Here is a 25,475-nt window from a genome sequence, read left to right as displayed (position 1 = left end):
ATTTTGGCCGCGCGCAGTCTTCTTTAGCGCAGGTCCACAGCAAACACAGTTTTCGTGTATCAATCAGCCCCGGCCAATCGCAGCTGGGAATGGAGCAAACCATGAGCCTTGGCCTTGTAGGTCGCAAGGTTGGCATGACCCGTATTTTCACGGACGACGGTGATTCGATTCCCGTTACCGTGGTCGAGGTCGGCGACAACCGCGTGACGCAAATCAAGACGGACGAGACCGACGGTTATACGGCGGTTCAAGTCACCTTCGGCGCACGACGCGCAAGCCGCGTTACCAAGCCGCTGGCGGGTCATCTCGCCAAAGCCGGCGTGGAAGCCGGCGAAATCATCCGCGAATTCCGTATCGATGCAGCCAAGGCTGCCGAACTGCAAGCTGGCGGTTCGCTGTCGGTCGACCTGTTCGAAGTCGGTCAGAAGATCGACGTGCAGGGCGTGTCGATCGGTAAGGGCTACGCCGGTACCATCAAGCGCTATCACTTCGCCTCCGGCCGTGCCACCCACGGTAACTCGCGCTCGCACAACGTGCCGGGCTCGATCGGTATGGCGCAGGATCCGGGCCGCGTGTTCCCGGGCAAGCGCATGACCGGTCACCTGGGCGATGTTACCCGCACCGTGCAGAACCTGGAGATCGCCAAGATCGACGCAGAGCGCAAGCTGCTGCTGGTCAAGGGTGCCATTCCCGGCTCCAAGGGCGGCAAGGTCATCGTCACCCCGGCCGTCAAGGCCAAAGCCAAAGCTTAAGGAGCGCATGTAATGGAACTCAAGCTCCTCCAGGACAATGGCCAGATCGGCGCAGGCGTTGACGCTTCGCCCGAAGTGTTCGGCCGTGACTACAACGAAGCCCTCGTTCACCAGATCGTCGTCGCTTACCAGGCCAACGCTCGCAGCGGTAACCGTAAGCAGAAGGATCGTGAAGAGGTCAAGCACACGACCAAGAAGCCGTGGCGCCAGAAGGGTACGGGCCGTGCTCGTGCCGGTATGTCTTCCTCGCCGCTGTGGCGCGGGGGCGGCCGTATCTTCCCGAATTCGCCGGAAGAGAACTTCACCCAGAAGGTCAACAAGAAGATGTTCCGTGCCGGCATGCGCTCGATTTACTCGCAGCTCGCACGTGAAGGCCGTATCAACGTGGTGGACGGTTTCACTGTCGACGCGCCCAAGACCAAGCTCTTGGCCGACAAGTTCAAGGCCATGGGCCTGGACTCGGTGCTGATCATCACCGACAGCCTCGACGAAAACCTCTACCTGGCTTCGCGCAATCTGCCGCACGTGGCAGTCGTGGAGCCGCGCCAGGCTGATCCGCTGTCGCTCGTGCACTACAAGAAGGTGCTGGTGACCAAGGCGGCCGTCGCGCAGATCGAGGAGTTGCTGAAATGACGCAAGTAGCCAAGAACGATCATCGTTTGATGCAGGTGCTGCTCGCGCCGGTGGTTTCCGAAAAGGCAACCCTGGTCGCCGACAAGAATGAACAAGTCGTGTTCGAAGTGGCCCGCGATGCCAACAAGGCAGAAGTGAAGGCCGCCGTCGAACTGCTGTTCAAGGTCGAGGTGCAGTCCGTTCAGATCCTGAACCAGAAGGGCAAGCAGAAGCGTTTTGGCCGTTTCATGGGGCGTCGCAACCACGTGAAGAAGGCCTACGTTTCGCTGAAGCCGGGTCAGGAAATCAATTTTGAAGCGGAGGCCAAGTAATCATGGCACTCGTCAAGACCAAGCCGACTTCCCCGGGTCGTCGCTCGATGGTGAAGGTGGTCAACAAAGACCTTCACAAGGGCGCCCCGCACGCTCCGCTGCTGGAAAAGCAATTCCAGAAGTCGGGTCGTAACAACAATGGTCATATCACCACCCGCCACAAGGGCGGTGGTCATAAGCACCACTACCGCGTGGTCGACTTCAAGCGCAACGACAAGGACGGCATCGCCGCCCGCGTCGAGCGCCTGGAATACGATCCGAACCGCAGCGCCAATATCGCGCTGGTGCTGTTCGCCGACGGCGAGCGCCGCTACATCATCGCCACCAAGGGCATGGTTGCCGGCCAGCCGCTGATGAACGGCTCGGAAGCGCCGATCAAGGCCGGTAACAACCTGCCGATCCGCAACATTCCGGTCGGTACCACGATCAACAACGTGGAAATGCTGCCGGGCAAGGGTTCGCAGATCGCACGTGCCGCCGGCGGTTCCGCCGTGCTGCTGGCTCGTGAAGGTCTGTACGCCCAGGTTCGCCTGCGCTCCGGTGAAGTGCGCCGCGTGCACATCGAGTGCCGCGCCACCATCGGTGAAGTGGGCAACGAAGAGCACAGCCTGCGCGTCATCGGCAAGGCCGGTGCCACCCGCTGGCGCGGTATCCGCCCGACGGTGCGTGGTGTCGTGATGAACCCGGTGGATCACCCGCACGGTGGTGGTGAAGGCAAGACCGCCGCTGGTCGCGATCCGGTTTCGCCGTGGGGTACCCCGGCCAAGGGTTACCGTACCCGCAGCAACAAGCGCACGGACAGCATGATCGTCCAGAAGCGCCACAAGCGTTAATCGGTAGGTAGGAGCTAAAGATATGACTCGTTCCGCTAAAAAGGGTCCGTTCTGCGACGCCCACCTGCTGAAGAAGGTGGAAGTCGCCTCGAGCGGCAAGGACAAGAAGCCCATCAAGACTTGGTCGCGTCGCTCGACCATTCTGCCGGAGTTCATTGGCCTGACGATCGCCGTGCACAACGGCCGTCAACACGTGCCGGTGTACGTTACGGAAAACATGGTTGGCCACAAGCTCGGTGAATTTGCGATTACCCGCACGTTCAAGGGCCACGCGGCTGACAAGAAAGCGAAGAGGTAAGGTGCCATCATGGAAGTGAAAGCGATTCATCGCGGTGCCCGCATCTCCGCCCAGAAGACGCGCCTGGTCGCTGACCAGATCCGTGGTCTGCCGATCGAGCGCGCGCTCAATGTCCTGCAGTTCAGCCCGAAAAAGGCTGCCGGGATCGTGAAGAAGGTGGTCGAATCGGCCATCGCCAACGCTGAGCACAACGAAGGCGCCGACATCGACGAACTGAAGGTCAAATCGATCTTCGTCGACAAGGCAACCTCGCTCAAGCGCTTCACCGCACGGGCAAAGGGTCGCGGCAACCGCATCGAGAAACAAACCTGTCACATCACTGTGACGCTCGGCAACTAAGGAGTCACGATGGGACAGAAGATTCATCCGACTGGCTTCCGCCTGGCTGTCAGCCGTAACTGGGCTTCGCGCTGGTACGCCAGCAACACGAAGTTCGCCGGCATGCTGAAGGAAGACATCGAAGTTCGAGACTTCCTGAAGAAGAAGCTGAAGAACGCATCGGTTGGCCGCGTCGTGATCGAGCGCCCCGCCCGCAATGCACGCATCACCATTTACAGCTCGCGTCCGGGCGTGGTGATCGGCAAGAAGGGTGAGGACATCGAACTGCTCAAGGCCGAACTGCAGCGTCGCATGGGCGTGCCCGTGCACGTGAACATCGAGGAAATCCGCAAGCCGGAAACCGATGCTCAGCTGATCGCCGATTCGATCACCCAGCAGCTCGAGCGCCGCATCATGTTCCGCCGCGCCATGAAGCGCGCGATGCAGAACGCGATGCGCCTGGGCGCCCAGGGTATCAAGATCATGAGCGCCGGCCGTCTGAACGGTATCGAAATCGCACGTACCGAGTGGTACCGCGAAGGCCGTGTGCCCCTGCACACCCTGCGCGCCGACATCGACTACGGCTTCTCCGAAGCAGAAACCACCTACGGCATCATCGGTGTCAAGGTGTGGGTCTACAAGGGTGATCACCTCGGCCGTAACGACGCGCCGGTGGTGGAAGAGCCGCAGGACGACCGTCGTCGTCGCCCGGGTCGTCCGGAAGGCCGCCGCCGTGAAGGCGAAGGCCGCCCGGGTGGCAACCGTCGCGGTGGCGCCGGTGCAGGTGCCGGTCGCCGCGCTGCGCCTGGCGATGCGAAGAGTGGAGAATAACGATGCTGCAACCTAAGCGCAGAAAATACCGCAAGGAGCAGAAGGGCCGCAACACGGGTAAGGCTACCCGTGGTAACGCCGTGTCTTTCGGCGAATTCGGCCTGAAGGCCATGGGCCGTGGCCGCCTGACCGCTCGTCAGATCGAGTCGGCACGTCGTGCGATGACCCGCCACATCAAGCGTGGCGGCCGCATCTGGATCCGGATTTTCCCGGACAAGCCGATCTCGAAGAAGCCCGCCGAAGTCCGTATGGGTAACGGCAAGGGCAATCCGGAGTACTACGTGGCTGAAATCCAGCCGGGTAAGATGCTGTACGAAATGGATGGCGTGACCGAAGACCTGGCGCGTGAGGCGTTCCGCCTCGCAGCCGCCAAGCTGCCGATCGCCACCAATTTCGTGGTGCGCCAGGTCGGGACGTAAGGAGAGCAGGGATGAAAGCATCCGAACTTCGCGGCAAGGACGCCGCCGGGCTGAACCAGGAGCTCTCCGAGCTGCTGAAGGCCCAATTTAGCCTGCGCATGCAGAAGGCGACCCAACAGCTGCAGAACACCAGCCAGCTGAAGAAGGTTCGCAAGGACATCGCGCGTGTGCAAACCGTGCTGACTCAAAAGGCAAACGCGAAATGACTGAAGCTGCACAAACGGAAAAGTCGCTTCGCCGTACCCTGGTCGGCCGTGTCGTGAGCGACAAGATGGACAAGACCGTTACGGTCTTGGTGGAAAACCGTGTCAAGCATCCTCTGTACGGCAAGTACGTGCTGCGTTCGAAGAAGTACCACGCACACGACGAAGCCAACCAGTACAAGGAAGGCGACAAGGTCGAGATCCAGGAAGGCCGTCCGCTGTCGCGGACCAAGTCCTGGGTGGTTTCCCGGCTGGTAGAGGCTGCGCGCGTCATCTAAGAACAACACGTTCTTAGCTTGACTTGCAAGTCCAGGATTATGTAGCTATAATCCTGGACTTCCGCTTTGTTGCGTTCGCCTTTGCAGTACCACCCGGGCGGGCCTGTGGAGCGAGCCAGGGCCGAGCGGCCTCAGCAAGTTGTTGAGATCGCCTGGTTCCTACCGACTTCAAAGTTGATCAACCCATACGGAGCTGGCGCAATGCCGGAGCCGACGGGACCAAGACTGACCGATGGGCGCTTTTTGCACCTGACGGGTTAAGTTGGGAAGACAAACACCATGATTCAGACAGAAAGCCGGCTCGAAGTGGCCGATAACACTGGTGCGCGCGAAGTGCTGTGCATCAAGGTGCTGGGTGGCTCCAAGCGCCGCTACGCAAGCGTTGGCGACATCATCAAGGTGACCGTCAAGGACGCAGCGCCGCGCGGTCGCGTGAAGAAGGGCGACATCTACAACGCCGTCGTCGTGCGTACCGCCAAGGGCGTGCGCCGCGCTGACGGTTCGCTGATCAAGTTCGACGGCAACGCCGCCGTCCTGCTGAACAACAAGCTCGAGCCGATCGGCACCCGTATCTTCGGGCCGGTGACTCGTGAACTCCGTACCGAGCGCTTCATGAAGATCGTGTCGCTCGCTCCGGAAGTGCTGTAAGGAGCCGCCATGAACAAGATTCGCAAAGGCGACGAAGTCATTGTGCTGACCGGCAAGGACAAGGGCAAGCGCGGTACCGTGCAAGCCGTCCTGGGCGACAAGGTTGCGGTGCAAGGCGTGAACATCGCCAAGAAGCATGCCCGCCCGAACCCGATGCTGGGCACTACCGGTGGTGTGGTCGACAAGGTCATGCCCCTGCATATTTCCAACGTTGCGCTCGTGGATGCCAATGGCAAGCCGTCGCGCGTCGGCATCAAGGTGGAAGACGGCAAGCGCGTGCGCGTGCTGAAGACCACCGGCGCCGTCGTGGCAGCTTGATTCTGGGCACGTATAGGAGTTGAGCATGGCAGCACGTCTGCAAGAGTTTTACAAAGAACAGGTTGTGCCGAAGCTGATCGAACAGTTCGGCTACAAGTCGGTCATGGAAGTGCCGCGCATCACCAAGATCACCCTGAACATGGGTCTTGGCGAAGCCATCAATGACAAGAAGATCATTGAAAACGCCGTGGGCGACCTGACCAAGATCGCCGGTCAGAAGCCGGTCGTGACGAAGGCCAAGAAGGCCATCGCCGGCTTCAAGATCCGCCAGGGCTACCCCATCGGTGCGATGGTGACCCTGCGCGGCGAGCGCATGTTCGAATTCCTCGATCGTTTCGTCACCGTGGCCCTGCCGCGCGTGCGTGACTTCCGTGGTGTGTCGGGCCGGTCGTTCGACGGTCGTGGCAACTACAACATCGGTGTGAAAGAGCAGATCATTTTCCCCGAAATCGAGTACGACAAGATCGACGCACTGCGTGGTCTGAACATCAGCATCACGACGACGGCAAAGAACGACGAGGAAGCCAAGGCACTCCTCGGTGCGTTCAAGTTCCCGTTCCGCAATTAAGGGGTAACCGTGGCTAAACTGGCTCTGATTGAACGTGAGAAGAAGCGCGCCAAGCTGGTGGCGAAGTATGCCGCCAAGCGCGCCAACCTCAAGGCCATTATTGACGACCAAGAGAAGTCGGAAGAAGAGCGTTACAGCGCGCGTCTCGAGCTGCAACAGCTCCCGCGCAACGCGAACCCGACTCGCCAGCGTAACCGCTGCGCGATCACCGGTCGTCCCCGCGGTACCTTCCGCAAGTTTGGCCTGGCGCGTAACAAGATCCGCGAAATCGCCTTCAAGGGCGAAATTCCGGGTCTGACGAAAGCCAGCTGGTAATTACGCACAGGCTACAGGAGAAACAGTATGAGCATGAGCGATCCTATCGCCGATATGCTGACGCGCATCCGCAACGCCCAGGGCGTGCAGAAAGCGTCGGTTGTCATGCCGTCGTCGAAGCTGAAAGTGGCAATCGCCAAGGTCCTGAAGGACGAAGGCTACATCGACGACTACGCCGTCCAGGAAGATGGCGGCAAGGCACAACTGAGCATCGGTCTCAAGTACTACGCCGGCCGTCCGGTGATCGAGCGCATTGAGCGCGTCTCGAAGCCCGGCCTGCGCGTGTACAAGGGCCGCAGCGACATCCCCCAAGTGATGAACGGCCTGGGTGTGGCGATCATTTCGACCCCGCAGGGTCTGATGACCGACCGCAAGGCTCGCGCCACTGGCGTGGGCGGCGAAGTTCTCTGCTACGTCGCTTAAGGAGAGAACCATGTCCCGTGTAGGTAAGGCTCCCATCGCGCTCCCCAAGGGCGCGGAAGTGAACGTGGCGGCTGGCGTGCTCTCCGTAAAGGGCCCGCTCGGTACGCTGTCGCAGCCGATTCACAGCCTGGTCAAGGTCAATGTCGAGAACGACACGCTGACCTTCAGCCCGGTTGACGAATCGCGTGAAGCAAACGCTCTGCAGGGCACCATGCGTGCTCTGGTGGCCAACATGGTCAAGGGCGTAACCACCGGTTTCGAGCGCAAGCTGAACCTCGTCGGCGTGGGCTATCGTGCCCAGCTGCAAGGCGCTGCGCTGAAGCTCCAGCTTGGTTTCTCGCACGACGTGATCCATGAGATGCCGGAAGGCGTGAAGGCGGAAACGCCGACGCAGACCGAGATCATCATCAAGGGTGCGGACAAGCAGAAAGTCGGTCAGGTTGCCGCGGAAGTCCGCGCGTACCGCCCGCCTGAGCCCTACAAGGGCAAGGGTGTGCGTTACTCGGACGAGCGCGTCATCCTGAAGGAAACCAAGAAGAAGTAAGGGGTGCAATGATGAACAAGAAAGACGCTCGTTTGCGCCGTGCACGTCAGACCCGCGCCAAGATCGCGGAGATGAAAGTCAATCGTCTGACCGTGTTCCGTACGAATTCGCATATTTACGCCCAGGTCTTCTCGGAGTGCGGCACCAAGGTGCTGGCTTCGGCTTCGACCGCAGAGGCAGACGTCCGCAAGGAACTGACCGGCAATGGTGCTACCACCGCTGCCGCGACCGCGGTCGGCAAGCGCATCGCCGAAAAGGCGAAGGCTGCCGGCGTGGAAACCGTCGCGTTCGATCGCGCCGGCTTCCGCTTCCACGGTCGCGTGAAGGCACTGGCTGACGCTGCCCGCGAAGCCGGCCTCAAGTTCTAAGCGCACAAAGAGAGATACGTCATGGCAAAGATGCAAGCAAAAGTCCAGCAGGACGAACGCGACGACGGCCTCCGCGAGAAGATGATCTCGGTCAACCGCGTCACCAAGGTGGTGAAGGGCGGCCGGATTCTCGGTTTCGCCGCGCTGACCGTGGTTGGTGACGGCGATGGCCGCATCGGCATGGGCAAGGGCAAGGCCAAGGAAGTGCCGGTCGCTGTTCAGAAGGCAATGGACGAAGCCCGTCGCAAGATGGTCAAGGTCTCGCTGAAGAACGGCACGCTGCAACACGAAGTCGTTGGCAAGCACGGCGCCGCCAAGGTGCTGATGATGCCCGCCAAGGAAGGTACCGGCGTGATCGCCGGCGGCCCGATGCGCGCGATCTTCGAAGTGATGGGCGTCACCAACGTGGTGACCAAGTCGCACGGCTCCACCAACCCGTACAACATGGTTCGCGCCACGCTGGACGGCCTTCAGAAGATGAGCACGCCGGGCGAAATCGCCGCCAAGCGTGGCAAGTCGGTCGAAGACATCCTGGGTTAAGGTGAACGCAATGTCGCAGAAAACCGTAAAAGTGCAACTCGTGCGCAGCCTGATCGGCACGCGCGAGGATCATCGCGCCACTGTTCGTGGCCTGGGCCTGCGCCGCATCAACTCGGTGTCGGAGCTGCAGGACACGCCCGCCGTGCGCGGCATGATCAACAAGGTCTCGTACCTGGTCAAGGTTCTGGCCTGATACCGGGAACTCGGAGAGCAAGATGCAACTGAACAACCTGAAACCGGCCGCCGGTTCGAAGCACGCCAAGCGTCGCGTCGGCCGCGGTATCGGCTCCGGCCTGGGCAAGACTGCCGGTCGCGGCCACAAGGGTCAGAAGTCGCGTTCGGGCGGCTTCCACAAGGTGGGCTTCGAAGGCGGTCAAATGCCGCTGTATCGTCGTCTGCCCAAGCGCGGCTTCACGTCGCTGACCAAGGCGTTCAACGCCGAAGTCACGCTGCGTGACATCGAGCGCCTGGAAGCGGCCGAAGTCGACCTGCTGGTCCTGAAGCAAGCTGGCCTGGTGGGCGAGCTGGTCAAGAGCGCCAAGGTCATCAAGGCTGGCGAACTGACCCGCAAGGTGACGATCAAGGGTCTGGGCGCCACCGCTGGCGCCAAGGCCGCGATCGAAGCCGCCGGCGGCCAGATCGCAGCCTGATAGGCATTCATCGCAGCATAGGCAGTCATAGTCGGAGCATCGTTTGGCCACGGCGAAACCCAATGCAAGCGCGCAAGCTAGGAACACGGCGAAGTACGGCGACCTCAAGCGCCGGCTGATGTTCCTGGTGCTGGCCCTGATCGTGTACCGCATCGGCGCTCATATTCCGGTGCCCGGTATCGATCCGGAGCAGCTTGCGAAGCTTTTCCAGAGTCAGTCGGGTGGCATCCTCGGGATGTTCAACCTGTTCTCGGGCGGGGCGCTGTCGCGCTTTACCGTCTTCGCGCTCGGCATCATGCCGTACATCTCGGCGTCGATCATCATGCAGTTGCTGACGATCGTGCTGCCGCAGCTGGAAGCGCTGAAGAAGGAAGGGCAGGCAGGGCAACGCAAGATCACGCAGTACACGCGCTACGGCACCGTGGTCCTGGCCACGTTCCAGGCGCTGTCGATTGCGGTGGCGCTGGAGTCGCAGCCTGGGCTGGTGCTGGATCCGGGCCTGATGTTCCGGGCCACGGCAGTGATTACGCTGGTGACCGGCACGATGTTCCTGATGTGGCTGGGTGAGCAGATCACCGAGCGTGGTCTGGGCAACGGCATCTCGATCATCATCTTTGGCGGTATCGCGGCGGGCCTGCCCAACGCGATCGGCGGACTGTTCGAACTGGTCCGCACGGGTTCCATGAGCATCATCGCGGCGATCTTCATCGTGGCGATCGTGATCGGTGTGACCTTCGCCGTGGTGTTTGTCGAGCGGGGCCAGCGCAAGATCCTGGTGAACTATGCCAAGCGTCAGGTCGGCAACAAGGTGTACGGCGGCCAGTCGTCGCACCTGCCGCTGAAGCTGAACATGGCAGGGGTGATTCCGCCGATCTTCGCATCGTCGATCATCCTGTTCCCGGCGACGATCGCGGGCTGGTTCACGTCTGACGCGACGGGTGCGGTTGGCGGGTTCATCAAGGACCTGGCTGCCACGCTGTCGCCGGGCCAGCCGGTCTACATCCTGCTGTACGCTGCTGCGATTGTATTTTTCTGCTTCTTCTATACGGCCCTGGTGTACAACAGCCGTGAAGTGGCAGACAACCTGAAGAAAAGCGGTGCCTTCATTCCGGGCATTCGTCCGGGCGAGCAGACGACGCGCTATATCGACAAGATTCTGGTGCGCCTGACGCTGGCTGGTGCGGTCTATATCACACTGGTCTGCCTGTTGCCGGAATTCCTGGTGCTGCGGTGGAACGTTCCGTTCTACTTTGGCGGAACCTCGCTGCTGATCATCGTGGTCGTCACGATGGACTTCATGGCTCAGGTTCAGTCTTACGTGATGTCGCAGCAATATGAGTCGCTGCTGAAGAAGGCGAATTTCAAGGGCAATCTGACCTTGCGCTGACTTCGGATCGGTACAGGCTAGGTATGGCAAAAGACGACGTCATCCAGATGCAGGGGGAGGTCCTGGAAAACCTTCCCAATGCGACGTTCCGGGTCAAGCTGGAAAATGGCCATGTAGTACTGGGCCATATCTCCGGCAAGATGCGAATGAACTACATCCGGATTCTTCCGGGTGACAAGGTGACGGTCGAGCTGACCCCATATGATCTGTCGCGCGCACGAATCGTCTTCCGGACGAAGTGAGCGAACAGGAATTGAAGGAAGAGGAAAATTATGAAAGTGCTGGCTTCTGTTAAGCGCATTTGCCGCAACTGCAAAATCATCAAGCGCAACGGTGTCGTGCGCGTGATCTGCTCGTCGGATCCCCGCCACAAGCAACGCCAAGGCTAATCGGAAAGAGGATTGACGAATGGCACGTATCGCAGGGGTTAACATCCCGAACCACAAGCACACCGAAATCGGTCTGACCGCCATTTACGGTGTCGGCCGCTCGCGCGCTCGCAAGATTTGCGAGGCCACCGGTGTACCGTTTGACAAGAAGGTCAAGGATCTGACCGACGCCGACCTGGAAAAGCTTCGTGACGAAGTGGGCAAGGTCACGGTCGAGGGTGACCTGCGTCGTGAAACCACGATGAATATCAAGCGTCTGATGGACCTTGGTTGCTATCGTGGCATGCGTCACCGCAAGGGCCTGCCCATGCGCGGCCAGCGTACCCGGACCAATGCCCGCACCCGCAAGGGTCCGCGCAAGGCCGGCGTGGCTCTGAAGAAGTAAAGCCGAAGGCAGAGGAAGAAACTAATGGCAAAAGGTCCGAATAACGCCGCACGCGCGCGTAAAAAGGTCAAGAAGAACGTTGCCGACGGCATTGCGCACGTCCACGCCTCGTTCAACAACACCATCATCACGATCACCGACCGCCAGGGCAACGCCCTGTCGTGGGCGACCGCCGGTGGCCAGGGCTTCAAGGGTTCGCGCAAATCGACCCCGTTCGCTGCCCAGGTTGCTGCCGAGAACGCCGGCCGTGTGGCGCAAGACCAGGGCATCAAGAACCTGGAAGTGCGCATCAAGGGCCCGGGCCCGGGTCGTGAATCGGCTGTCCGCGCGCTGAACGCGCTGGGCATCAAGATCGCGATCATCGAAGACGTCACGCCGATTCCGCACAACGGCTGCCGTCCGCCGAAGCGCCGCCGCATCTGAGCGTTGGTGTGTCCGGGCCGGCGGGTTTACCTGCCGGCTTCGGGTATGGTAGTATCGCGCGTTGACCTGCTGCATTTTAATGCGGCAGGTTTTCGTTTTGCGTCGAGGGAATGTCGCTTACGGCACATTCCCATGACGGCGCACTGTAAATGCTTGCAGCGTCATACCCGGCAACGGGACGCGCTTAATAAGCCCACCGTCCGTCACGGTCTCCCGGGTGCAGAAATGCACTGCGGAAGGACTGCGTTGACGGACTCGCGGCGCGTCTTGAAGGCGTCGCGATCGATCAAAGGAAGACAACGTGGCACGTTATACCGGCCCGAAGGCCAAACTTTCCCGCCGTGAAGGCACCGACCTGTTCCTGAAGAGCGCCCGCCGCTCGCTGGCCGACAAGTGCAAGCTGGACAGCAAGCCCGGCCAGCACGGCCGCACCTCGGGTGCCCGCACCTCCGACTATGGCAACCAGCTGCGTGAAAAGCAGAAGGTCAAGCGCATCTACGGTGTGCTCGAGCGCCAGTTCCGCCGCTACTTCGCCGAAGCCGACCGCCTCAAGGGCAACACCGGCGAAAACCTGCTGCAACTGCTGGAATCGCGCCTGGACAACGTCGTGTACCGCATGGGCTTTGGTTCGACCCGCGCTGAAGCGCGCCAGCTGGTGTCGCACAAGGCGATCCTGGTGAACGGTCAGACCCTGAACGTGCCGTCGGCCCAGATCAAGTCTGGCGACATCGTCACCATCCGCGAACAGTCGAAGAAGCAAGTCCGTATCGCTGAATCGCTGTCGCTGGCCGAGCAGTCGGGCTTCCCGACCTGGGTGGCGGTGGATTCGAAGAAGTTCGAAGGCACCTTCAAGCAAGTGCCGGATCGCGCCGATATCTCGGGCGACATCAACGAAAGCCTGATCGTCGAACTGTACTCGCGTTAATCACGCGAGCGGAACGGCCCAGAGCTTGCGTTCGCCGCAAAGCTTCCCTTTCAGCCCGACGCGCTGTACGCGCGGTCGGGCTTCGCCCATCTCGCGATGGGATTTTCAGGTTCCAAACGTCAGCCTTATCGGTGTAACGAGCCGAGGGTATTGAAAAGGACAACCTAATGCAAACAGCACTCCTCAAGCCAAAAATCATTGCCGTCGAGCCTCTGGGCGACCATCACGCCAAAGTCGTGATGGAGCCGTTCGAGCGCGGCTACGGCCATACGCTCGGTAACGCCCTGCGTCGCGTGCTGCTGTCGTCGATGGTCGGCTATGCACCGACCGAAGTCACGATCGCTGGGGTGGTCCACGAGTATTCCACCATCGACGGCGTGCAGGAAGACGTCGTCAACCTGCTGCTCAACATGAAGGGCGTGGTGTTCAAGCTGCACAACCGCGACGAAGTCACGGTGTCGCTGCGCAAGGATGGCGAAGGCGTGGTCACGGCTGCCGATATCGAGCTGCCGCACGACGTCGAGATCATCAACCCGAACCACGTCATTGCCCATCTGTCGGCCGGCGGCAAGCTGGACATGCAGATCAAGGTCGAGCAAGGCCGCGGCTATGTGCCGGGCAACGTGCGCAAGTTCGGCGACGAGTCGGGCAAGGTCATCGGCCGCATCGTGCTGGACGCTTCGTTCTCGCCGGTGCGCCGCGTGTCGTACGCGGTTGAATCCGCTCGCGTGGAACAGCGTACCGACCTGGACAAGCTGGTGATGAACATCGAAACCGACGGCGTGATCTCGCCCGAGGAAGCGATCCGCCAGTCGGCCCGCATCCTGGTCGACCAGCTGTCCGTGTTCGCCGCGCTGGAAGGCACCGAGTCGGCAGCCGAAGCTGCATCGAGCCGCACGCCGCAGATCGATCCGATCCTGCTGCGCCCGGTCGACGACCTGGAGCTGACGGTGCGTTCGGCCAACTGCCTGAAGGCCGAAAACATCTACTACATCGGCGACCTGATCCAGCGTACCGAGAACGAACTGCTCAAGACCCCGAACCTGGGTCGCAAGTCGCTCAACGAGATCAAGGAAGTCCTCGCCTCGCGTGGCCTGACCCTCGGCATGAAGCTCGAGAACTGGCCGCCTGCAGGTCTGGAGAAGTAATTGTGGCGCGGGGCATTTGCCTCGCACCGCGGTAACCGCCCTGGCTTCGCGCCGGGGCTCGTATGACTACCGGCCCGCGTCCAGCCGCATCGGACGATAGAAGAGCTGGTCAAACACTTAACTGAAAGGAATCATCATGCGTCACCGTCATGGTTTGCGGAAACTGAACCGCACCTCGTCGCACCGTCTCGCGATGCTGCGCAACATGTCCAACTCGCTGTTCCAGCACGAGCTGATCAAGACCACCGTGCCCAAGGCCAAGGAACTGCGCAAGGTTGTCGAGCCGCTGATCACGCTGGCCAAGAAGGACACCGTTGCCAACCGCCGCCTGGCTTTCGCCCGCCTGCGCGACCGCGACATGGTCACCAAGCTGTTCACCGAACTGGGCCCGCGCTACGCCACCCGTCCGGGCGGCTACACCCGCATCCTGAAGTTCGGCTTCCGTCAGGGCGACAATGCGCCGATGGCGCTGGTCGAACTGGTGGATCGTCCGGAAATCACCGAAGCCCCGGCCGAAGAAGCCGCGGAATAAGGTAGTTTCCCGCCCGCCGCTGCGGCGACGGGTCCGGGCACACCGCTTACAATCGAGCCAGGCATCTGCCTGGCTCTTTTGTTTTGGGCCGCCGCCGTGCCTGCCGCAAGGAGATGTCGATGCAAAGCCATGCCAGCCAGCCGGACGCCGGCGCCCCGGGTGATCCGGCCGAGGTGATCGTCGTGATGACCAATACCCCCGATGCCGAGACCGCGGCGCACCTGTCGCAGGTAGTGCTGCAGGCGCGGGCCGCCGCCTGCGTGAACCGCCTGGCGCCGGTCGAGTCCGAGTACTGGTGGCAGGGCAAGCTGGAGCGCGCGCAGGAGTGGCCGCTGCTGATCAAGACCACGCGTGCACGCTACGCTGCGCTGGAGGCCGTGATCCGGCAACATCACCCCTACGACGTGCCGGAGCTCATTGCCTGGCCGGTGACGGCCGGTTACGCGCCGTACCTGGCCTGGGTCCGCAGCGAGACCGAGACCGCCGCAGCGCCGGCAAAATAGGGGGCAACGGCGCCCGCAGCGCAGCAGCAGGTACGCCGGCAACCCCAGTTCAAGACAGACAGGAAACAGCGACATGAACATCGGTTTGGCACTTCCGGAGCGCGCGCGCGGGCAGGTCTGGGCGCGGCATATTGCCGCAGCGCTGCTGGCGGCATTGGCCTGGGTGTGCCTGGCGGGCGGCGCGCATGCCGCCACCGAAGACGACTTCCTGCCGCCGGAGCAGGCCTTCCGCTTTGCCGCGCGCCAGCTCGACGACAAGACGGTCGAGGTGCGCTTCGAGGTTGCGCCCGGCTACTACATGTACCGCGAGCGCTTCGCCTTTGCCGCGCAGCCTGCCGACGTGAAGCTGGGAACGCCGGCGTATCCGCACGGCAAGGTCAAGTTCGACGAGACCTTCGGCAAGGAGATGGAGACCTACCGCGACAGCGTGGTCATCCGCGTGCCGGTGGACGCGGCGCCGGCCGACGGCAAGTGGTCGCTGACGGTCACCTCGCAGGGCTGCGCCGACAAGGGCCTGTGCTATCCGCCGATGGAGAGCGTGTACAAGGTTGGCGGCAGCGGGCTGGCCGACCTGTTCGGCAAGCGCGGGCGCTCGGATGCGCCGGCGGCCGTGCCCGCTCCGGCGCCAGCCGCGCCCGCGGTGCTGCGCGCCGATGACAGCGACCGCATCGCCGGCGCGCTGGCGAGCCGCAACCTGGCCCTGATCGCCGCGCTGTTCTTCGGCCTGGGCCTGCTGCTGACGTTCACCCCCTGCGTGCTGCCGATGGTGCCGATCCTGTCCTCGATCGTGGTGGGCGAGCACGTCACGCGCGGCCGTGCGCTGGTGGTGTCGCTGGCCTACGTGCTGGGCATGGCGGTGGTGTACACCGCGGTCGGCGTGGCTGCCGGGCTGCTGGGCGAGGGCCTGTCGGCCGCGCTGCAGACACCGTGGGTGCTGGGCCTGTTCGCGGCGCTGATGGTGGCCCTGGCGCTGTCGATGTTCGGGCTGTACGAACTGCAACTGCCGCAGCGCTGGCAGACCCGCCTGACCGAATCGTCGAACCGCCGCCAGGGCGGCCAGCTGGCGGGTGCGGCGGCGATGGGCGCGATCTCGGCGCTGATCGTCGGGCCTTGCGTCACCGCGCCGCTGGCCGGGGCGCTGGCCTATATCGCGCAGACCCGCGATGCCGTGATCGGCGGCGCCGCGCTGTTTGCGATGGCGATCGGCATGGGCGTGCCGCTGGTGCTGGTGGGTGTGGGCGCGGGCAACCTGCTGCCGCGGGCCGGGCGCTGGATGGAGGTCACCAAGCGCTTCTTCGGCTTCCTGCTGCTGGGCGTGGCGCTGTGGATGCTGGGGCCGGTGCTGCCGGCCTGGGTCTCGATGCTGGCGCTGGCGGCGCTGCTGCTGGTGGCGGCGGTGTTCCTGGGCGCCTTTGACGGCCTGGGCCCGGATCCGCGCAACCTGGCGCGGGTGGGCAAGGGCGTGGGCGTGCTGTTTGCGATTGCCGCGGCCATCGTGCTGATCGGCGTGGCCTCGGGCGGGCGCGATCCGCTGCAGCCGCTGTCGCACCTGAGCGTGGCACGCGGTGGCGCAGAAGCCGCTCGCGGCGCGCAGGCGGTGCGCTTCGAGCGCGTGCGCAGCGTGGCCGAGCTCGATGCCCGCGTGGCGCAGGCCGCGGCCGCAGGCAAGCCGGTGCTGCTGGATTTCTACGCCGACTGGTGCGTCAGCTGCAAGGAAATGGAGCGCATGACCTTCGTCGATCCGCGCGTGCGCGCGCGGCTGTCGGAGATCGTGCTGCTGCAGGCGGACGTGACCGCCAACAATGCCGACGACAAGGCGCTGCTCAAGCGCTTCGGCCTGTTCGGGCCGCCCGGCATCATCCTGTTCGGGGCCGACGGGCGCGAGCGCCCGGTGCGCGTGATCGGCTACCAGTCGGCCAACCGCTTCCTGGAAAGCCTGGAGCGGGCCTTCGGCACGCGTACCAGCACCTGAGGCGTACCTGGCGCGGCTACCGTTCCAGCCGCCGCCCCAGCGCCCACAGCGCGGCCAGCCCCAGCGCCACGGCGCCCATCAGGCCGATCGACCACCAGAACCCGTGCGGCTCGCGCAGCCAGGGCATGCGGTCGAAGTTCATGCCGAAGACGCCGGTGATCAGCGTCAGCGGCATGAACAGCGCCGTGATCAGCGTCAGCGTGCGCATGGTGCGGTTGGTCCGGTGCGCCACCGCCGAGAAGTGGATCTGCACCGCCGACTCGATCGAATCCTCCAGCCGCCTGGCATGCGCCAGCACGCGCTGGATATGCTCCATCACGTCGTTGATGCGCACCAGCAGCACCTCGTCGCGCCCCGGCGCATTGGCCGGGCCGCCGGGCTGGTCGCTGCTGTAGCGGTTGTCGAGCAGGCTGTCGCGGAATTCCTGCAGCGCGTCGCGCTGCTCTTCGCTCAGGTGCTCCAGCTTGCGCAGCTGGATGCGGGCATCCAGCAGTCCCTCCCAGCTTGAGAAGCTGCGGCGCGAGTTGAGCAGCGCGCGCTGCCAGCGGTCGAGCTGGCGCGTCAGCGGCGCGCGCAGTTCCAGGTAGCGGTCGACCATCGCATTGAGCAGGCGCAGCATCAGGTCCTCGGGCCGGCTGGGCGGGCGCACGCCGTGCAGCAGCGCCTGCCCGTTGCCGCGCACCGGCGTGGCCTGCGGGCGCGGTGCCTGGCATAGCTCGACCAGGCGCTGGCGCACCTGGTCGATGGTGCGCGATTGCCCCGAGCGCACCGTGACCAGCACCGTGTCGAACATGAAGAACGTGACCGGCTGTGTGTCGATCCTGGCCAGTGCCGGGAGGAAGCCGGGCGGATAGCGCTTCTGGCGGGCGGCGGTCTCGCCAGCGGGCGGCTTCGCCGTGCCGGCGGCGGGGTCCTGCGGCTCCGCCTCGGCAATGGCGCGGCTGGTCTCGAAGGTCAGCTTGCGGAAGATCACCATGTCGTACGCATTGGTCGTATCGAAATACGACGGATGCGCGGCATTGGTGGCGTCGGCCAGGTGCAGGTCCAGGATCGGCGCGCCGGCAAGCTGGCGCACGCTCTCGCGCCAGGCATCCGGCGCGGCGGTGACTTCCTCGGTGGAGAAATCCGCCCAGACGAACAGCGACGCGGCATTGCCGCTGAGGAAGTTGCCCGCCTCGGTGAGCGAGGCGAGCGGGTGTACCTGGCTGGCCGAGAAGCCTAGCAGTTCCATAGGCGCTCTGTCCGTTGGCCGCTCAGGCCGTCAGCAGCCGCGCGGCGTCGCGCGCGAAATAGGTCAGGATGCCGTCGGCGCCGGCGCGGCGGAAGGCCAGCAGCGATTCCATCATCACCTTGTCGTGGTCCAGCCAGCCGTTCTGCGCGGCGGCCTTGAGCATCGCGTATTCGCCGCTGACCTGGTAGACGTAGGTGGGGAAGCGGAACTCGTCCTTCACGCGGCGCACGATGTCCAGGTACGGCATGCCGGGCTTGACCATCACCATGTCGGCGCCTTCCAGGATGTCCTGCGCCACTTCGCGCAGGGCCTCGTCGGTATTGGCCGGGTCCATCTGGTAGGTCATCTTGTTGCCCTTGCCCAGGTTGGCGGCCGAGCCCACCGCGTCGCGGAAGGGGCCGTAGAACGCCGACGCATACTTGGCCGAGTACGCCATGATGCGCGTATGGATATGGCCGTTGTCTTCCAGCGCCGTGCGCACCGCGCCGATGCGGCCATCCATCATGTCGGACGGGGCCACGATGTCGACACCGGCTTCGGCCTGTGCCAGTGCCTGGCGCACCAGGATCTCGACGGTCACATCGTTGATGACGTAGCCGTTGTCGTCCAGCACGCCGTCCTGGCCGTGGCTGGTGTACGGGTCGAGCGCCACGTCGCAGAGCACGCCGAGCTCTGGGAAGCGGTCCTTGAGCGCGCGCACGGCACGCGGCACCAGGCCCTCGGGGTTGGTGGCCTCGATGCCGTCCGGCGTCTTCAGCGACGGGTCGATCACCGGGAACAGCGCGATCACGGGGATGCCCAGCTTGACGCAGTCTTCGGCCACTGGCATCAGCAGGTCGACCGACACGCGCTCGACGCCCGGCATCGACGCCACCGCCTGGCGCTGGTTCTGGCCGTCGAGGATGAAGACGGGGTAGATCAGGTTGTCCGGGGACAGGCGATGCTCGCGCATCATGCGGCGGGAGAAATCATCGCGGCGCATGCGGCGCGGGCGGTATTCGGGGAAGGTGGACATGGCGGGCGTCTTGACTGTAGAGCTGGACAGGAAAGCGGGCCGGCAAGCACGGCGCGCGCGGCAAAGCGCGGTCCAAGGCGGCTGGCCGAAGAAAAACTAAACTTTTGAGCGTGCCCGCTATCATACTCGCGGACACTTTGCGTTGCGCCTTGCGTGGCGCGGTGTCCCCCGCTACTCCTCCCTGAGCGGGTACCCGCCCCAGCGGCGGGAAAGTTTGTCCCCGCTGCTTGCAGCGGGGCTTTTTTTTGTGCGCTGACCTGGTGATTACACCGCCGGGTCGGCAGCAGGCGGCTCGGTCTTCTCCGCTGCGGACTTCGCTTCGGCCTTCTGCGCTTCCGGCAGGTTGAGCCAGCCGGCGATCACGCCCTGCGCCTCTTCGATGCCGCGGCGCTTCAGGCTGGAGAAGAGCTGCGCCGTCATCGGCACCGGTGTTTCCATCTGCTCGGCGTAGCCCTGCAGCATCTTGCGGGTCTCGCGCAGCGCCTTGGCGTTGTCGCTGTTGGTCAGCTTGTCGGCCTTGGTCAGCAGCACGTGGATGGGGCGCCCCGTCGGCAGGAACCACTCCACCATCTGGCAATCGAGATCCGTGAACGGACGGCGCGCGTCCATCATCAGGATCAGGCCGGACAGTTGCTGGCGCGTCTGCACATAGTCGCTCAGCAGCCCCTGCCAGTGGTACTTGGCCGAGCCCGAGACCTCGGCATAGCCGTAGCCGGGCAGGTCGACCAGGAAGGCGAGCGGGTCGGGCGCCTTGACCGGCGCCACCGAGAAATAGTTGATGTGCTGCGTGCGCCCGGGGGTGCGCGACGAGAACGCCAGCCGCTTCTGGTTGCACAGGATGTTAATGGCCGTGGACTTGCCGGCGTTGGAGCGGCCGGCGAACGCCACCTCCGGCACGGCCGTGGCGGGCAGGTCGCGCAGGTGGTTCACGGTGATGAGGAAGCGGGCCTGGTGAAGAAGGGACATGCGCTAGAGCGGTGGGGCGGGCCGCGGAGGCTGTGCGCATTGCGCATGCCGGGGCCGGGGTCTCGCCAGGGTGGGATGGCTGGCGGCCTGGGCCGCCCGCCGGGGTTGATCTGGCGCAGCCCGAAAGGGGCATGACAAGGCGCAAGGCATCAATCCGGCACATAACTTATTGTACAATACGCCGGTTTACGGTCTCCTGAACGGGTGACGCGTGGCATCCATGGCCGCGTGCCTCGGCTGCCGTCGTCCGGGCGGGAAGCCTAGTGTGTCGTTCCATCGTGGGCAGGGCCTTTGCCCCGCATTGCGCGTTGCACCGGAGGGTGCGGCGGCGGGAGCGGGCTGGCGGGGTCTGCCGCCACGGCCAGCGCTTTGCGGATCGGTCAGCCGCGCGCGGGTCGCCACGATACCAGCCTTTGCACCGGTGCGTCCTCACCGCCGGCAAAGCGCCGGGCCGGCACGCATCACGGTATCCAAAACAATTCAGAGAAGGTGTGCGAATGAACCGCATTGCGAAGATTCTGGGTGTCCTGGCTTTGGCCGTTCCTGCCGCCGCCCTTTCCGGAATGGCATCTGCCGCAGAGCAGGCCGCCGCAAAGGCTGACCCGGCCAAGGGTGAAACGCTGTACACGCAAGGTGCCCCCGACCGCAATGTGCCCGCCTGCCTGAGCTGCCACGGCGCCGCCGGCAACAGCGCCGCCGCCGCCAACCCGAAGCTGGCCGCCCAGCATCCTGAGTACGTCCACAAGCAGCTGGCCGACTTCAAGTCCAAGGCACGCAACAACGCGATCATGGTGCCGATGGCGTCGGTGCTGACCGACGAGGAAATGCGCAACGTCGGCGCCTACCTGGCCAAGCAGTCGCTCAAGCCGGCCACCGCCAAGAACAAGGAGACCATCGAAGCCGGCCAGAAGATCTACCGCGGCGGCATCGCTGCCAAGGGCGTGCCCGCTTGCGCCGCCTGCCACGGTCCTACTGCCGCCGGCATCCCCGCCCAGTACCCGCGCATCGGCGGCCAGTGGGCGGACTATACCGAAGCACAACTGGTGGCATTCCGCCAGGGCACCCGCAAGAACAACCCGGTCATGACGACCATCGCCGCCAAGATGTCGGATGCCGAGATCAAGGCGGTGGCGGATTACGTCGCCGGCGTTCGATAACGATTCCGCGACTCCGCTGGCGCCCGCCAGGCGCCGGCGCGTTGGTTTGGCGGCCCCCGTTCCGGCGGGTGTGCCGCGGCATGCAACCGAACGCGCCTGTCACAATCGAAAAGGGTGGCCTGCTTGCCAAAGCATGTCCGCCCTTTTTTCATTTCCAAGCCGCACGTTGTTTTAGGTTTCCCTGCACATGTCGACCGCTTCCACTTCAGGGCTGCACCTGAAGACCTCTCACCGCGTGCTGCGCGACGCGGTCGAATTGTTGTCCTCGATGCGCTTCGCGATCACGCTGCTGACGGTGATCTCCATCGCCAGCGTGATTGGCACCGTGCTCAAGCAGAACGAGCCGTATCCCAACTACGTCAACCAGTTCGGGCCGTTCTGGGCCGATGTGTTCCACACGCTGTCGCTGCAGAAGGTCTACGGTTCCTGGTGGTTCCTGCTGATCCTGGCCTTCCTGGTGGTGTCGACCAGCCTCTGCCTGGTACGCAATGCGCCCAAGATGGTGGCGGACATGCGCTCGTGGAAGGACCATGTGCGCGAGCGCAGCCTGCGCGCCTTCCATCACCGCGGCGAATTCGACGGCGCGCGCCCGCGCACCGAGGCGGTGAGCCGCCTGTCGGCGCTGCTGCGCAATCGCGGCTACCGCCTCAAGGCGGTCGAGCATGACGGTGCGACGCTGCTGGCTGCCAAGGCCGGTGCGGCCAACAAGGCCGGCTATATCCTGGCGCACACCGCCATCGTGGTGATCTGCATTGGCGGCCTGCTGGACGGCGACCTGCTGATCCGCGCGCAGATGTGGCTGGGCGGCAAGACCCCGATCAGCGGCAACGCGGTCATCAGCGAGATCCCGCCACAGCACAGGCTGTCGGCGAGCAACCCGGGCTTTCGCGGCAACGCTTACGTGCCCGAGGGCTCGACCGTGTCCACCGCCATCCTGAACGTCGCCGACGGCGCGCTGGTGCAGGACCTGCCGTTCGCGATCACGCTGAAGAAGTTCAAGGTCGATTTCTATGAGACCGGCATGCCCAAGCTGTTTGCCTCGGATGTGGTCGTGACCGACCGCGCCACCGGCAAGCAGACCGAGGCCACCATCAAGGTGAACGAGCCGCTGATCGTCGACGGCATCGCCATCTACCAGTCCAGCTTCGAGGACGGCGGCTCGCGCCTGAAGTTCGTCGGCTACCCGATGCAGGGCAGCGGCCACGCCACCTTCACCATCGATGGTGCGGTGGGCGGTAACAAGCCGCTGGCGGGCACCGGCACCAGCGCCGACAGCGATGGCCTGACGGTCGAATTCAGCGACTTCCGGCTGATGAATATCGAGAACGTCACCGATGCCTCGGGCAAGCCCGACGCGCGCGGCGTGGCGCGCAAGTCGTTCAACGAGACGCTGGACAAGCACCTGGGCGCCGCCGCCAGCACCGACCGCGCCAAGACGCTGCGCAATGTCGGCCCGTCGGTGCAGTACAAGCTGCGCGACCGCACCGGCCAGGCGCGCGAGTACAACAACTACATGGTGCCGGTGCAGATCGACGGCCAGTCGGTGTTCCTGGCCGGCATGCGCGAATCGCCCAGCGAACAATTCCGCTACCTGCGCATCCCCGCCGACGACCAGGGCAGCGTGGCCGACTGGATGCGCCTGCGCGCCGCGCTGCAGGACCGCGCGCTGCGCGGCGAGGCCGCGCGCCGCTTTGCGCTGGCGTCGATGCCGGGCGATGACAAGGCCGACCTGCGCCGCCAACTGGCGGAAAGCTCGCTGCGTGCGCTCGACCTGTTCGCCGGCGCCACGCGGCCCACGCCGGATTCGCCGCCGGGCGGCTTCACCGCGATCGCTGCCTTCCTGGAGAAGTCCGTGCCCCCGGCCGAGCAGCAGAAGGCCGCCGACGTGCTCCTGAAGATCCTGAACGGTTCGATGTGGGAGCTGTGGCAGCTGGCACGCGCCCAGGACAAGCTGCCGGTGGTGGCCAACAGCGCCCAGAGCGGCACCTTCCTGCAGCAGGCCATCAACGCGCTGTCGGACAGTTTCTTCTACGGCGCGCCGGTGTTCCTGCAGCTCGACGACTTCAAGGAGATCAAGGCCAGCGTGTTCCAGCTGACCCGTGCGCCGGGCAAGAACATCGTGTATCTTGGGTGTCTGCTGCTGGTGCTGGGCGTGTTCGCGATGTTCTATATCCGCGAGCGCCGGGTCTGGATCTGGGTGAAAGACAAGAACGCGGACAAGCCCGCCGAGGGCGACACCGAGCCTGGCAGCCAGGTGCTGATGGCGATGTCGACCCAGCGCCGCACGATGGATTTCGAAAAGGAATTCACGGCGCTGCGCGACGATATCGGCCGCGCCGCAGGGGGCCGCAGCGATGTGCCCGAGCCCGCCGGCACTCCCCACTGAATTGAGCAGGTACGCTATGTCCTCAAATGTGAACCAGGCCGGTCCCGCCACGCGCGGCACCACGCGCGCCGACACCGGCGCGACTGACGAGGCCTATCTCGAACCCTCCTTCCTGCGCCGCCTGACCTGGGTGGACTGGCTCTTTGCGCTGGCGCTGGCGGTTGGCGCCGGCGTGGCGCTGTCGCAATACGGCCGGTGGATGGACGGTTACGACAAGGCGGTGCTGATCGGCGCCGTACCCACTTTCGCGCTGCTCGGCTGGCACTGGAAGGCGGTGCGTCCGCTGATGCTGGCGCTGGCCGCGCTGTCGCTGTTTGCGATCCAGCTCTACCAGGGGCAGCTGGCGCGCGCGGACCAGGCTTTCTTCCTGAAGTACTTCCTGTCGAGCCAGTCGGCCATCCTGTGGATGAGCGCAATGGTGTTCCTGTCCACGCTGTTCTACTGGCTCGGGCTGGCGACGCGCTCGAACACGGGCTACAGCATCGGCAGCAAGCTGTGCTGGGGCGCGGTGGTGCTGGGCTTCACCGGCCTGCTGGTGCGCTGGTACGAGTCCTACCTGATCGGCACGGACATCGGCCATATCCCCATTTCCAACCTGTATGAAGTGTTCGTGCTGTTCACGCTGATCACTTCGCTGTTCTACCTGTACTACGAAGGCCACTACGCCACGCGCGCGCTGGGCCCGTTCGTGATGCTGGTGGTGTCGGCCGCGGTGGGCTTCCTGCTGTGGTACACGGTCAGCCGCAATGCGCAGGAGATCCAGCCGCTGGTGCCGGCGCTGCAAAGCTGGTGGATGAAGATCCACGTGCCGGCCAACTTTATCGGCTACGGCACCTTTTCGCTGGCGGCGATGGTCTCGGTGGCCTACCTGCTCAAGCAGCACGGCATCCTGGCCGAGCGCCTGCCATCGCTGGAGCTGCTTGATGATGTGATGTACAAGGCCATCGCGGTCGGCTTTGCCTTCTTCACCATTGCCACCATCCTGGGCGCGCTGTGGGCGGCCGAGGCCTGGGGCGGGTACTGGAGCTGGGACCCGAAGGAAACCTGGGCGCTGATCGTCTGGCTGAACTACGCGGCGTGGCTGCACATGCGGCTGATGAAGGGCCTGCGCGGCACGGTGGCGGCCTGGTGGGCGCTGGTCGGCCTGCTGGTGACGACCTTCGCGTTCCTGGGCGTCAACATGTTCCTGTCGGGCCTGCACAGCTACGGCGAACTGTGACGCGGCGCCATGCTGCAATGCAAAAACCTGCCTCCGGGCAGGTTTTTTTTCTTTTTTCAATTTTTTTGTACGCCCAGGGAATAAAGACATCACATCCGGTGTTTACTTGAGGAGCGGTGCCGGTTGGCGGCACCGGTTTGCATGGAGAACAAGATCATGGCAAGTCTGCGTCGTAACGCTGCAGCATCCCTCGTTCGTCCCGCCGCGCTCGCGCTCGGCTGTGCGGCGGTCCTGCTCGCCGGCTGTGCCGGCATGGGCGGCACTGCCGGCAATATGCCGCCCACGGTGAAGGTGGCCAGTGGCGTGCTGACCGATCCGCAGGGCCTGACGCTGTACACCTTCGACCGCGACACCGCCGGCAGCGGCAAGAGCGCCTGCAACGGCCCGTGCGCCACCAACTGGCCGCCGCTGATGGCAGCACCTGGCACCAATGCGTCGGGCCAGTACACCGTCATCACGCGCGATGACGGCGGCAAGCAGTGGGCGTACCGCGGCATGCCGCTGTACCGCTTTGCCAAGGACGCCAAGCCGGGCGACCGCGCCGGCGACAACCTCAACAACGTCTGGCACGTGGCCAAGCCCTGACG

Annotated in this window: 37 protein-coding genes; 34 read left to right on the top strand and 3 right to left on the bottom strand. The window is 64.0% G+C overall.

The window, feature by feature from the left end; translation table 11 throughout:
- Nucleotides 1–101: 101 nt before the first annotated feature.
- The 30 genes from rplC (at nt 102) to dsbD (ending at nt 16,914) form a co-directional block, all read left to right on the top strand.
- A complete protein-coding gene (rplC, locus tag ACW4E8_RS23685) occupies nt 102–752 on the top strand; it encodes a 50S ribosomal protein L3 (protein ID WP_013958246.1) in 651 nt (216 codons plus the stop codon).
- Between the two features lie 12 nt (nt 753–764).
- Nucleotides 765–1,385 carry a 50S ribosomal protein L4 gene (gene rplD, locus ACW4E8_RS23680; RefSeq protein WP_010812396.1) on the top strand — a complete coding sequence of 207 codons (621 nt, stop codon included), beginning with the start codon at nt 765–767 and terminating at the stop codon, nt 1,383–1,385.
- Entirely contained in the window at nt 1,382–1,696 is a 315-nt protein-coding gene (gene rplW, locus ACW4E8_RS23675) for a 50S ribosomal protein L23 (protein WP_006576245.1), read from the top strand. Before rplD ends, rplW begins: the two co-directional genes overlap by 4 nt.
- 2 nt (nt 1,697–1,698) lie before the next feature.
- On the top strand, nt 1,699–2,529 hold the full coding sequence (gene rplB, locus ACW4E8_RS23670; protein ID WP_078198155.1) for a 50S ribosomal protein L2: 831 nt from the start codon (nt 1,699–1,701) through the stop codon (nt 2,527–2,529).
- A 22-nt stretch (nt 2,530–2,551) separates the two neighbouring features.
- Nucleotides 2,552–2,827, top strand: coding sequence for a 30S ribosomal protein S19 (gene rpsS / locus ACW4E8_RS23665; RefSeq protein WP_010812394.1), 276 nt, complete (start codon nt 2,552–2,554; stop codon nt 2,825–2,827).
- A gap of 9 nt (nt 2,828–2,836) precedes the next feature.
- Complete coding sequence (rplV, locus tag ACW4E8_RS23660; RefSeq protein ID WP_013958244.1) at nt 2,837–3,166, top strand: 50S ribosomal protein L22; 330 nt, start codon at nt 2,837–2,839, stop codon at nt 3,164–3,166.
- 9 nt (nt 3,167–3,175) lie between these two features.
- A complete protein-coding gene (gene rpsC / locus ACW4E8_RS23655; protein ID WP_456806750.1) occupies nt 3,176–3,976 on the top strand; it encodes a 30S ribosomal protein S3 in 801 nt (266 codons plus the stop codon).
- A gap of 2 nt (nt 3,977–3,978) precedes the next feature.
- Nucleotides 3,979–4,395, top strand: coding sequence for a 50S ribosomal protein L16 (gene rplP / locus ACW4E8_RS23650; RefSeq protein ID WP_013958242.1), 417 nt, complete (start codon nt 3,979–3,981; stop codon nt 4,393–4,395).
- Nucleotides 4,396–4,406: 11 nt separating this feature from the next.
- Nucleotides 4,407–4,601, top strand: a complete 195-nt coding sequence (gene rpmC, locus ACW4E8_RS23645) for a 50S ribosomal protein L29 (protein ID WP_010812390.1) — start codon at nt 4,407–4,409, stop codon at nt 4,599–4,601.
- Entirely contained in the window at nt 4,598–4,876 is a 279-nt protein-coding gene (gene rpsQ, locus ACW4E8_RS23640; protein ID WP_010812389.1) for a 30S ribosomal protein S17, read from the top strand. The genes rpmC and rpsQ overlap by 4 nt, the downstream gene beginning before the upstream one ends.
- 279 nt (nt 4,877–5,155) lie before the next feature.
- Nucleotides 5,156–5,524: a 50S ribosomal protein L14 gene (gene rplN, locus ACW4E8_RS23635; RefSeq protein ID WP_010812388.1), complete on the top strand. Its 369-nt coding sequence runs from the start codon at nt 5,156–5,158 to the stop codon at nt 5,522–5,524.
- Nucleotides 5,525–5,533: 9 nt separating this feature from the next.
- The gene (gene rplX, locus ACW4E8_RS23630; RefSeq protein ID WP_010812387.1) at nt 5,534–5,842 is read left to right on the top strand and encodes a 50S ribosomal protein L24; all 309 of its coding nucleotides are present in this window, start codon (nt 5,534–5,536) and stop codon (nt 5,840–5,842) included.
- 25 nt (nt 5,843–5,867) lie between these two features.
- Nucleotides 5,868–6,410 carry a 50S ribosomal protein L5 gene (rplE, locus tag ACW4E8_RS23625; protein WP_010812386.1) on the top strand — a complete coding sequence of 181 codons (543 nt, stop codon included), beginning with the start codon at nt 5,868–5,870 and terminating at the stop codon, nt 6,408–6,410.
- Nucleotides 6,411–6,419: 9 nt separating this feature from the next.
- The gene (gene rpsN / locus ACW4E8_RS23620; protein ID WP_010812385.1) at nt 6,420–6,725 is read left to right on the top strand and encodes a 30S ribosomal protein S14; all 306 of its coding nucleotides are present in this window, start codon (nt 6,420–6,422) and stop codon (nt 6,723–6,725) included.
- 27 nt (nt 6,726–6,752) lie between these two features.
- Complete coding sequence (gene rpsH, locus ACW4E8_RS23615; protein WP_010812384.1) at nt 6,753–7,148, top strand: 30S ribosomal protein S8; 396 nt, start codon at nt 6,753–6,755, stop codon at nt 7,146–7,148.
- Nucleotides 7,149–7,158: 10 nt separating this feature from the next.
- Nucleotides 7,159–7,692 (top strand): 50S ribosomal protein L6, encoded by a 534-nt coding sequence (gene rplF / locus ACW4E8_RS23610; protein ID WP_114132188.1) that lies wholly within the window; start codon nt 7,159–7,161, stop codon nt 7,690–7,692.
- Between the two features lie 11 nt (nt 7,693–7,703).
- Complete coding sequence (gene rplR / locus ACW4E8_RS23605; protein ID WP_026201241.1) at nt 7,704–8,060, top strand: 50S ribosomal protein L18; 357 nt, start codon at nt 7,704–7,706, stop codon at nt 8,058–8,060.
- A gap of 21 nt (nt 8,061–8,081) precedes the next feature.
- Nucleotides 8,082–8,600 (top strand): 30S ribosomal protein S5, encoded by a 519-nt coding sequence (gene rpsE, locus ACW4E8_RS23600; RefSeq protein WP_006160449.1) that lies wholly within the window; start codon nt 8,082–8,084, stop codon nt 8,598–8,600.
- A gap of 10 nt (nt 8,601–8,610) precedes the next feature.
- A complete protein-coding gene (rpmD, locus tag ACW4E8_RS23595; RefSeq protein ID WP_010812381.1) occupies nt 8,611–8,793 on the top strand; it encodes a 50S ribosomal protein L30 in 183 nt (60 codons plus the stop codon).
- Nucleotides 8,794–8,815: 22 nt separating this feature from the next.
- Nucleotides 8,816–9,250, top strand: coding sequence for a 50S ribosomal protein L15 (gene rplO, locus ACW4E8_RS23590; RefSeq protein WP_010812380.1), 435 nt, complete (start codon nt 8,816–8,818; stop codon nt 9,248–9,250).
- Nucleotides 9,251–9,293: 43 nt separating this feature from the next.
- On the top strand, nt 9,294–10,637 hold the full coding sequence (gene secY / locus ACW4E8_RS23585) for a preprotein translocase subunit SecY (protein WP_456806749.1): 1,344 nt from the start codon (nt 9,294–9,296) through the stop codon (nt 10,635–10,637).
- Between the two features lie 23 nt (nt 10,638–10,660).
- The gene (gene infA, locus ACW4E8_RS23580) at nt 10,661–10,879 is read left to right on the top strand and encodes a translation initiation factor IF-1 (RefSeq protein ID WP_010812378.1); all 219 of its coding nucleotides are present in this window, start codon (nt 10,661–10,663) and stop codon (nt 10,877–10,879) included.
- Between the two features lie 30 nt (nt 10,880–10,909).
- On the top strand, nt 10,910–11,026 hold the full coding sequence (rpmJ, locus tag ACW4E8_RS23575) for a 50S ribosomal protein L36 (RefSeq protein WP_008642959.1): 117 nt from the start codon (nt 10,910–10,912) through the stop codon (nt 11,024–11,026).
- A gap of 19 nt (nt 11,027–11,045) precedes the next feature.
- Complete coding sequence (gene rpsM, locus ACW4E8_RS23570; protein ID WP_010812377.1) at nt 11,046–11,411, top strand: 30S ribosomal protein S13; 366 nt, start codon at nt 11,046–11,048, stop codon at nt 11,409–11,411.
- Nucleotides 11,412–11,435: 24 nt separating this feature from the next.
- The gene (rpsK, locus tag ACW4E8_RS23565) at nt 11,436–11,834 is read left to right on the top strand and encodes a 30S ribosomal protein S11 (RefSeq protein WP_010812376.1); all 399 of its coding nucleotides are present in this window, start codon (nt 11,436–11,438) and stop codon (nt 11,832–11,834) included.
- Between the two features lie 301 nt (nt 11,835–12,135).
- Entirely contained in the window at nt 12,136–12,759 is a 624-nt protein-coding gene (rpsD, locus tag ACW4E8_RS23560) for a 30S ribosomal protein S4 (protein WP_456806748.1), read from the top strand.
- A gap of 167 nt (nt 12,760–12,926) precedes the next feature.
- On the top strand, nt 12,927–13,907 hold the full coding sequence (locus tag ACW4E8_RS23555; RefSeq protein WP_340521742.1) for a DNA-directed RNA polymerase subunit alpha: 981 nt from the start codon (nt 12,927–12,929) through the stop codon (nt 13,905–13,907).
- Between the two features lie 136 nt (nt 13,908–14,043).
- Complete coding sequence (rplQ, locus tag ACW4E8_RS23550; RefSeq protein WP_010812373.1) at nt 14,044–14,439, top strand: 50S ribosomal protein L17; 396 nt, start codon at nt 14,044–14,046, stop codon at nt 14,437–14,439.
- 119 nt (nt 14,440–14,558) lie between these two features.
- Nucleotides 14,559–14,942 carry a divalent-cation tolerance protein CutA gene (gene cutA / locus ACW4E8_RS23545; RefSeq protein WP_456806747.1) on the top strand — a complete coding sequence of 128 codons (384 nt, stop codon included), beginning with the start codon at nt 14,559–14,561 and terminating at the stop codon, nt 14,940–14,942.
- Between the two features lie 73 nt (nt 14,943–15,015).
- A complete protein-coding gene (gene dsbD, locus ACW4E8_RS23540) occupies nt 15,016–16,914 on the top strand; it encodes a protein-disulfide reductase DsbD (protein WP_456806746.1) in 1,899 nt (632 codons plus the stop codon).
- 16 nt (nt 16,915–16,930) lie between these two features.
- On the opposite strand, the gene ACW4E8_RS23535 is transcribed toward dsbD, so the two are convergent.
- The 3 genes from ACW4E8_RS23535 to yihA all read right to left on the bottom strand — a co-directional run bounded on the left by ACW4E8_RS23535 (nt 16,931) and on the right by yihA (nt 20,126).
- Complete coding sequence (locus ACW4E8_RS23535) at nt 16,931–18,145, bottom strand: magnesium transporter CorA family protein (RefSeq protein WP_456806745.1); 1,215 nt, start codon at nt 18,143–18,145, stop codon at nt 16,931–16,933.
- A 22-nt stretch (nt 18,146–18,167) separates the two neighbouring features.
- On the bottom strand, nt 18,168–19,160 hold the full coding sequence (hemB, locus tag ACW4E8_RS23530; RefSeq protein ID WP_010812369.1) for a porphobilinogen synthase: 993 nt from the start codon (nt 19,158–19,160) through the stop codon (nt 18,168–18,170).
- 264 nt (nt 19,161–19,424) lie between these two features.
- Nucleotides 19,425–20,126, bottom strand: a complete 702-nt coding sequence (yihA, locus tag ACW4E8_RS23525; protein ID WP_456806744.1) for a ribosome biogenesis GTP-binding protein YihA/YsxC — start codon at nt 20,124–20,126, stop codon at nt 19,425–19,427.
- A gap of 497 nt (nt 20,127–20,623) precedes the next feature.
- On the opposite strand from yihA, the gene ACW4E8_RS23520 reads away from it, so the two are divergent.
- The 4 genes from ACW4E8_RS23520 to ACW4E8_RS23505 all read left to right on the top strand — a co-directional run bounded on the left by ACW4E8_RS23520 (nt 20,624) and on the right by ACW4E8_RS23505 (nt 25,473).
- The gene (locus ACW4E8_RS23520; protein ID WP_456806743.1) at nt 20,624–21,283 is read left to right on the top strand and encodes a c-type cytochrome; all 660 of its coding nucleotides are present in this window, start codon (nt 20,624–20,626) and stop codon (nt 21,281–21,283) included.
- Between the two features lie 187 nt (nt 21,284–21,470).
- A complete protein-coding gene (locus ACW4E8_RS23515; RefSeq protein ID WP_456806742.1) occupies nt 21,471–23,669 on the top strand; it encodes a cytochrome c biogenesis protein ResB in 2,199 nt (732 codons plus the stop codon).
- A 16-nt stretch (nt 23,670–23,685) separates the two neighbouring features.
- Entirely contained in the window at nt 23,686–24,888 is a 1,203-nt protein-coding gene (gene ccsB / locus ACW4E8_RS23510; RefSeq protein WP_456806741.1) for a c-type cytochrome biogenesis protein CcsB, read from the top strand.
- Nucleotides 24,889–25,044: 156 nt separating this feature from the next.
- Nucleotides 25,045–25,473 carry a COG4315 family predicted lipoprotein gene (locus ACW4E8_RS23505; RefSeq protein ID WP_456806740.1) on the top strand — a complete coding sequence of 143 codons (429 nt, stop codon included), beginning with the start codon at nt 25,045–25,047 and terminating at the stop codon, nt 25,471–25,473.
- The last annotated feature ends 2 nt before the right edge of the window (nt 25,474–25,475 follow it).

The organism is Cupriavidus sp. CP313 (assembly GCF_054072015.1).
This window is presented reverse-complemented; position numbering and strand designations above follow the sequence as displayed.

Bases quoted from the DNA above. Each gene is read 5' to 3' on its own strand.
- rplC (WP_013958246.1), top strand. From the start codon at position 102: ATGAGCCTTGGCCTTGTAGGTCGCAAGGTTGGCATGACCCGTATTTTC.
- rplD (WP_010812396.1), top strand. From the start codon at position 765: ATGGAACTCAAGCTCCTCCAGGACAATGGCCAGATCGGCGCAGGCGTT.
- rplW (WP_006576245.1), top strand. From the start codon at position 1,382: ATGACGCAAGTAGCCAAGAACGATCATCGTTTGATGCAGGTGCTGCTC.
- rplB (WP_078198155.1), top strand. From the start codon at position 1,699: ATGGCACTCGTCAAGACCAAGCCGACTTCCCCGGGTCGTCGCTCGATG.
- rpsS (WP_010812394.1), top strand. From the start codon at position 2,552: ATGACTCGTTCCGCTAAAAAGGGTCCGTTCTGCGACGCCCACCTGCTG.
- rplV (WP_013958244.1), top strand. From the start codon at position 2,837: ATGGAAGTGAAAGCGATTCATCGCGGTGCCCGCATCTCCGCCCAGAAG.
- rpsC (WP_456806750.1), top strand. From the start codon at position 3,176: ATGGGACAGAAGATTCATCCGACTGGCTTCCGCCTGGCTGTCAGCCGT.
- rplP (WP_013958242.1), top strand. From the start codon at position 3,979: ATGCTGCAACCTAAGCGCAGAAAATACCGCAAGGAGCAGAAGGGCCGC.
- rpmC (WP_010812390.1), top strand. From the start codon at position 4,407: ATGAAAGCATCCGAACTTCGCGGCAAGGACGCCGCCGGGCTGAACCAG.
- rpsQ (WP_010812389.1), top strand. From the start codon at position 4,598: ATGACTGAAGCTGCACAAACGGAAAAGTCGCTTCGCCGTACCCTGGTC.
- rplN (WP_010812388.1), top strand. From the start codon at position 5,156: ATGATTCAGACAGAAAGCCGGCTCGAAGTGGCCGATAACACTGGTGCG.
- rplX (WP_010812387.1), top strand. From the start codon at position 5,534: ATGAACAAGATTCGCAAAGGCGACGAAGTCATTGTGCTGACCGGCAAG.
- rplE (WP_010812386.1), top strand. From the start codon at position 5,868: ATGGCAGCACGTCTGCAAGAGTTTTACAAAGAACAGGTTGTGCCGAAG.
- rpsH (WP_010812384.1), top strand. From the start codon at position 6,753: ATGAGCATGAGCGATCCTATCGCCGATATGCTGACGCGCATCCGCAAC.
- rplF (WP_114132188.1), top strand. From the start codon at position 7,159: ATGTCCCGTGTAGGTAAGGCTCCCATCGCGCTCCCCAAGGGCGCGGAA.
- rplR (WP_026201241.1), top strand. From the start codon at position 7,704: ATGAACAAGAAAGACGCTCGTTTGCGCCGTGCACGTCAGACCCGCGCC.
- rpsE (WP_006160449.1), top strand. From the start codon at position 8,082: ATGGCAAAGATGCAAGCAAAAGTCCAGCAGGACGAACGCGACGACGGC.
- rpmD (WP_010812381.1), top strand. From the start codon at position 8,611: ATGTCGCAGAAAACCGTAAAAGTGCAACTCGTGCGCAGCCTGATCGGC.
- rplO (WP_010812380.1), top strand. From the start codon at position 8,816: ATGCAACTGAACAACCTGAAACCGGCCGCCGGTTCGAAGCACGCCAAG.
- infA (WP_010812378.1), top strand. From the start codon at position 10,661: ATGGCAAAAGACGACGTCATCCAGATGCAGGGGGAGGTCCTGGAAAAC.
- rpmJ (WP_008642959.1), top strand. From the start codon at position 10,910: ATGAAAGTGCTGGCTTCTGTTAAGCGCATTTGCCGCAACTGCAAAATC.
- rpsM (WP_010812377.1), top strand. From the start codon at position 11,046: ATGGCACGTATCGCAGGGGTTAACATCCCGAACCACAAGCACACCGAA.
- rpsK (WP_010812376.1), top strand. From the start codon at position 11,436: ATGGCAAAAGGTCCGAATAACGCCGCACGCGCGCGTAAAAAGGTCAAG.
- ACW4E8_RS23555 (WP_340521742.1), top strand. From the start codon at position 12,927: ATGCAAACAGCACTCCTCAAGCCAAAAATCATTGCCGTCGAGCCTCTG.
- rplQ (WP_010812373.1), top strand. From the start codon at position 14,044: ATGCGTCACCGTCATGGTTTGCGGAAACTGAACCGCACCTCGTCGCAC.
- cutA (WP_456806747.1), top strand. From the start codon at position 14,559: ATGCAAAGCCATGCCAGCCAGCCGGACGCCGGCGCCCCGGGTGATCCG.
- dsbD (WP_456806746.1), top strand. From the start codon at position 15,016: ATGAACATCGGTTTGGCACTTCCGGAGCGCGCGCGCGGGCAGGTCTGG.
- ACW4E8_RS23535 (WP_456806745.1), bottom strand. From the start codon at position 18,145: ATGGAACTGCTAGGCTTCTCGGCCAGCCAGGTACACCCGCTCGCCTCG.
- hemB (WP_010812369.1), bottom strand. From the start codon at position 19,160: ATGTCCACCTTCCCCGAATACCGCCCGCGCCGCATGCGCCGCGATGAT.
- yihA (WP_456806744.1), bottom strand. From the start codon at position 20,126: ATGTCCCTTCTTCACCAGGCCCGCTTCCTCATCACCGTGAACCACCTG.
- ACW4E8_RS23520 (WP_456806743.1), top strand. From the start codon at position 20,624: ATGAACCGCATTGCGAAGATTCTGGGTGTCCTGGCTTTGGCCGTTCCT.
- ACW4E8_RS23515 (WP_456806742.1), top strand. From the start codon at position 21,471: ATGTCGACCGCTTCCACTTCAGGGCTGCACCTGAAGACCTCTCACCGC.
- ccsB (WP_456806741.1), top strand. From the start codon at position 23,686: ATGTCCTCAAATGTGAACCAGGCCGGTCCCGCCACGCGCGGCACCACG.
- ACW4E8_RS23505 (WP_456806740.1), top strand. From the start codon at position 25,045: ATGGCAAGTCTGCGTCGTAACGCTGCAGCATCCCTCGTTCGTCCCGCC.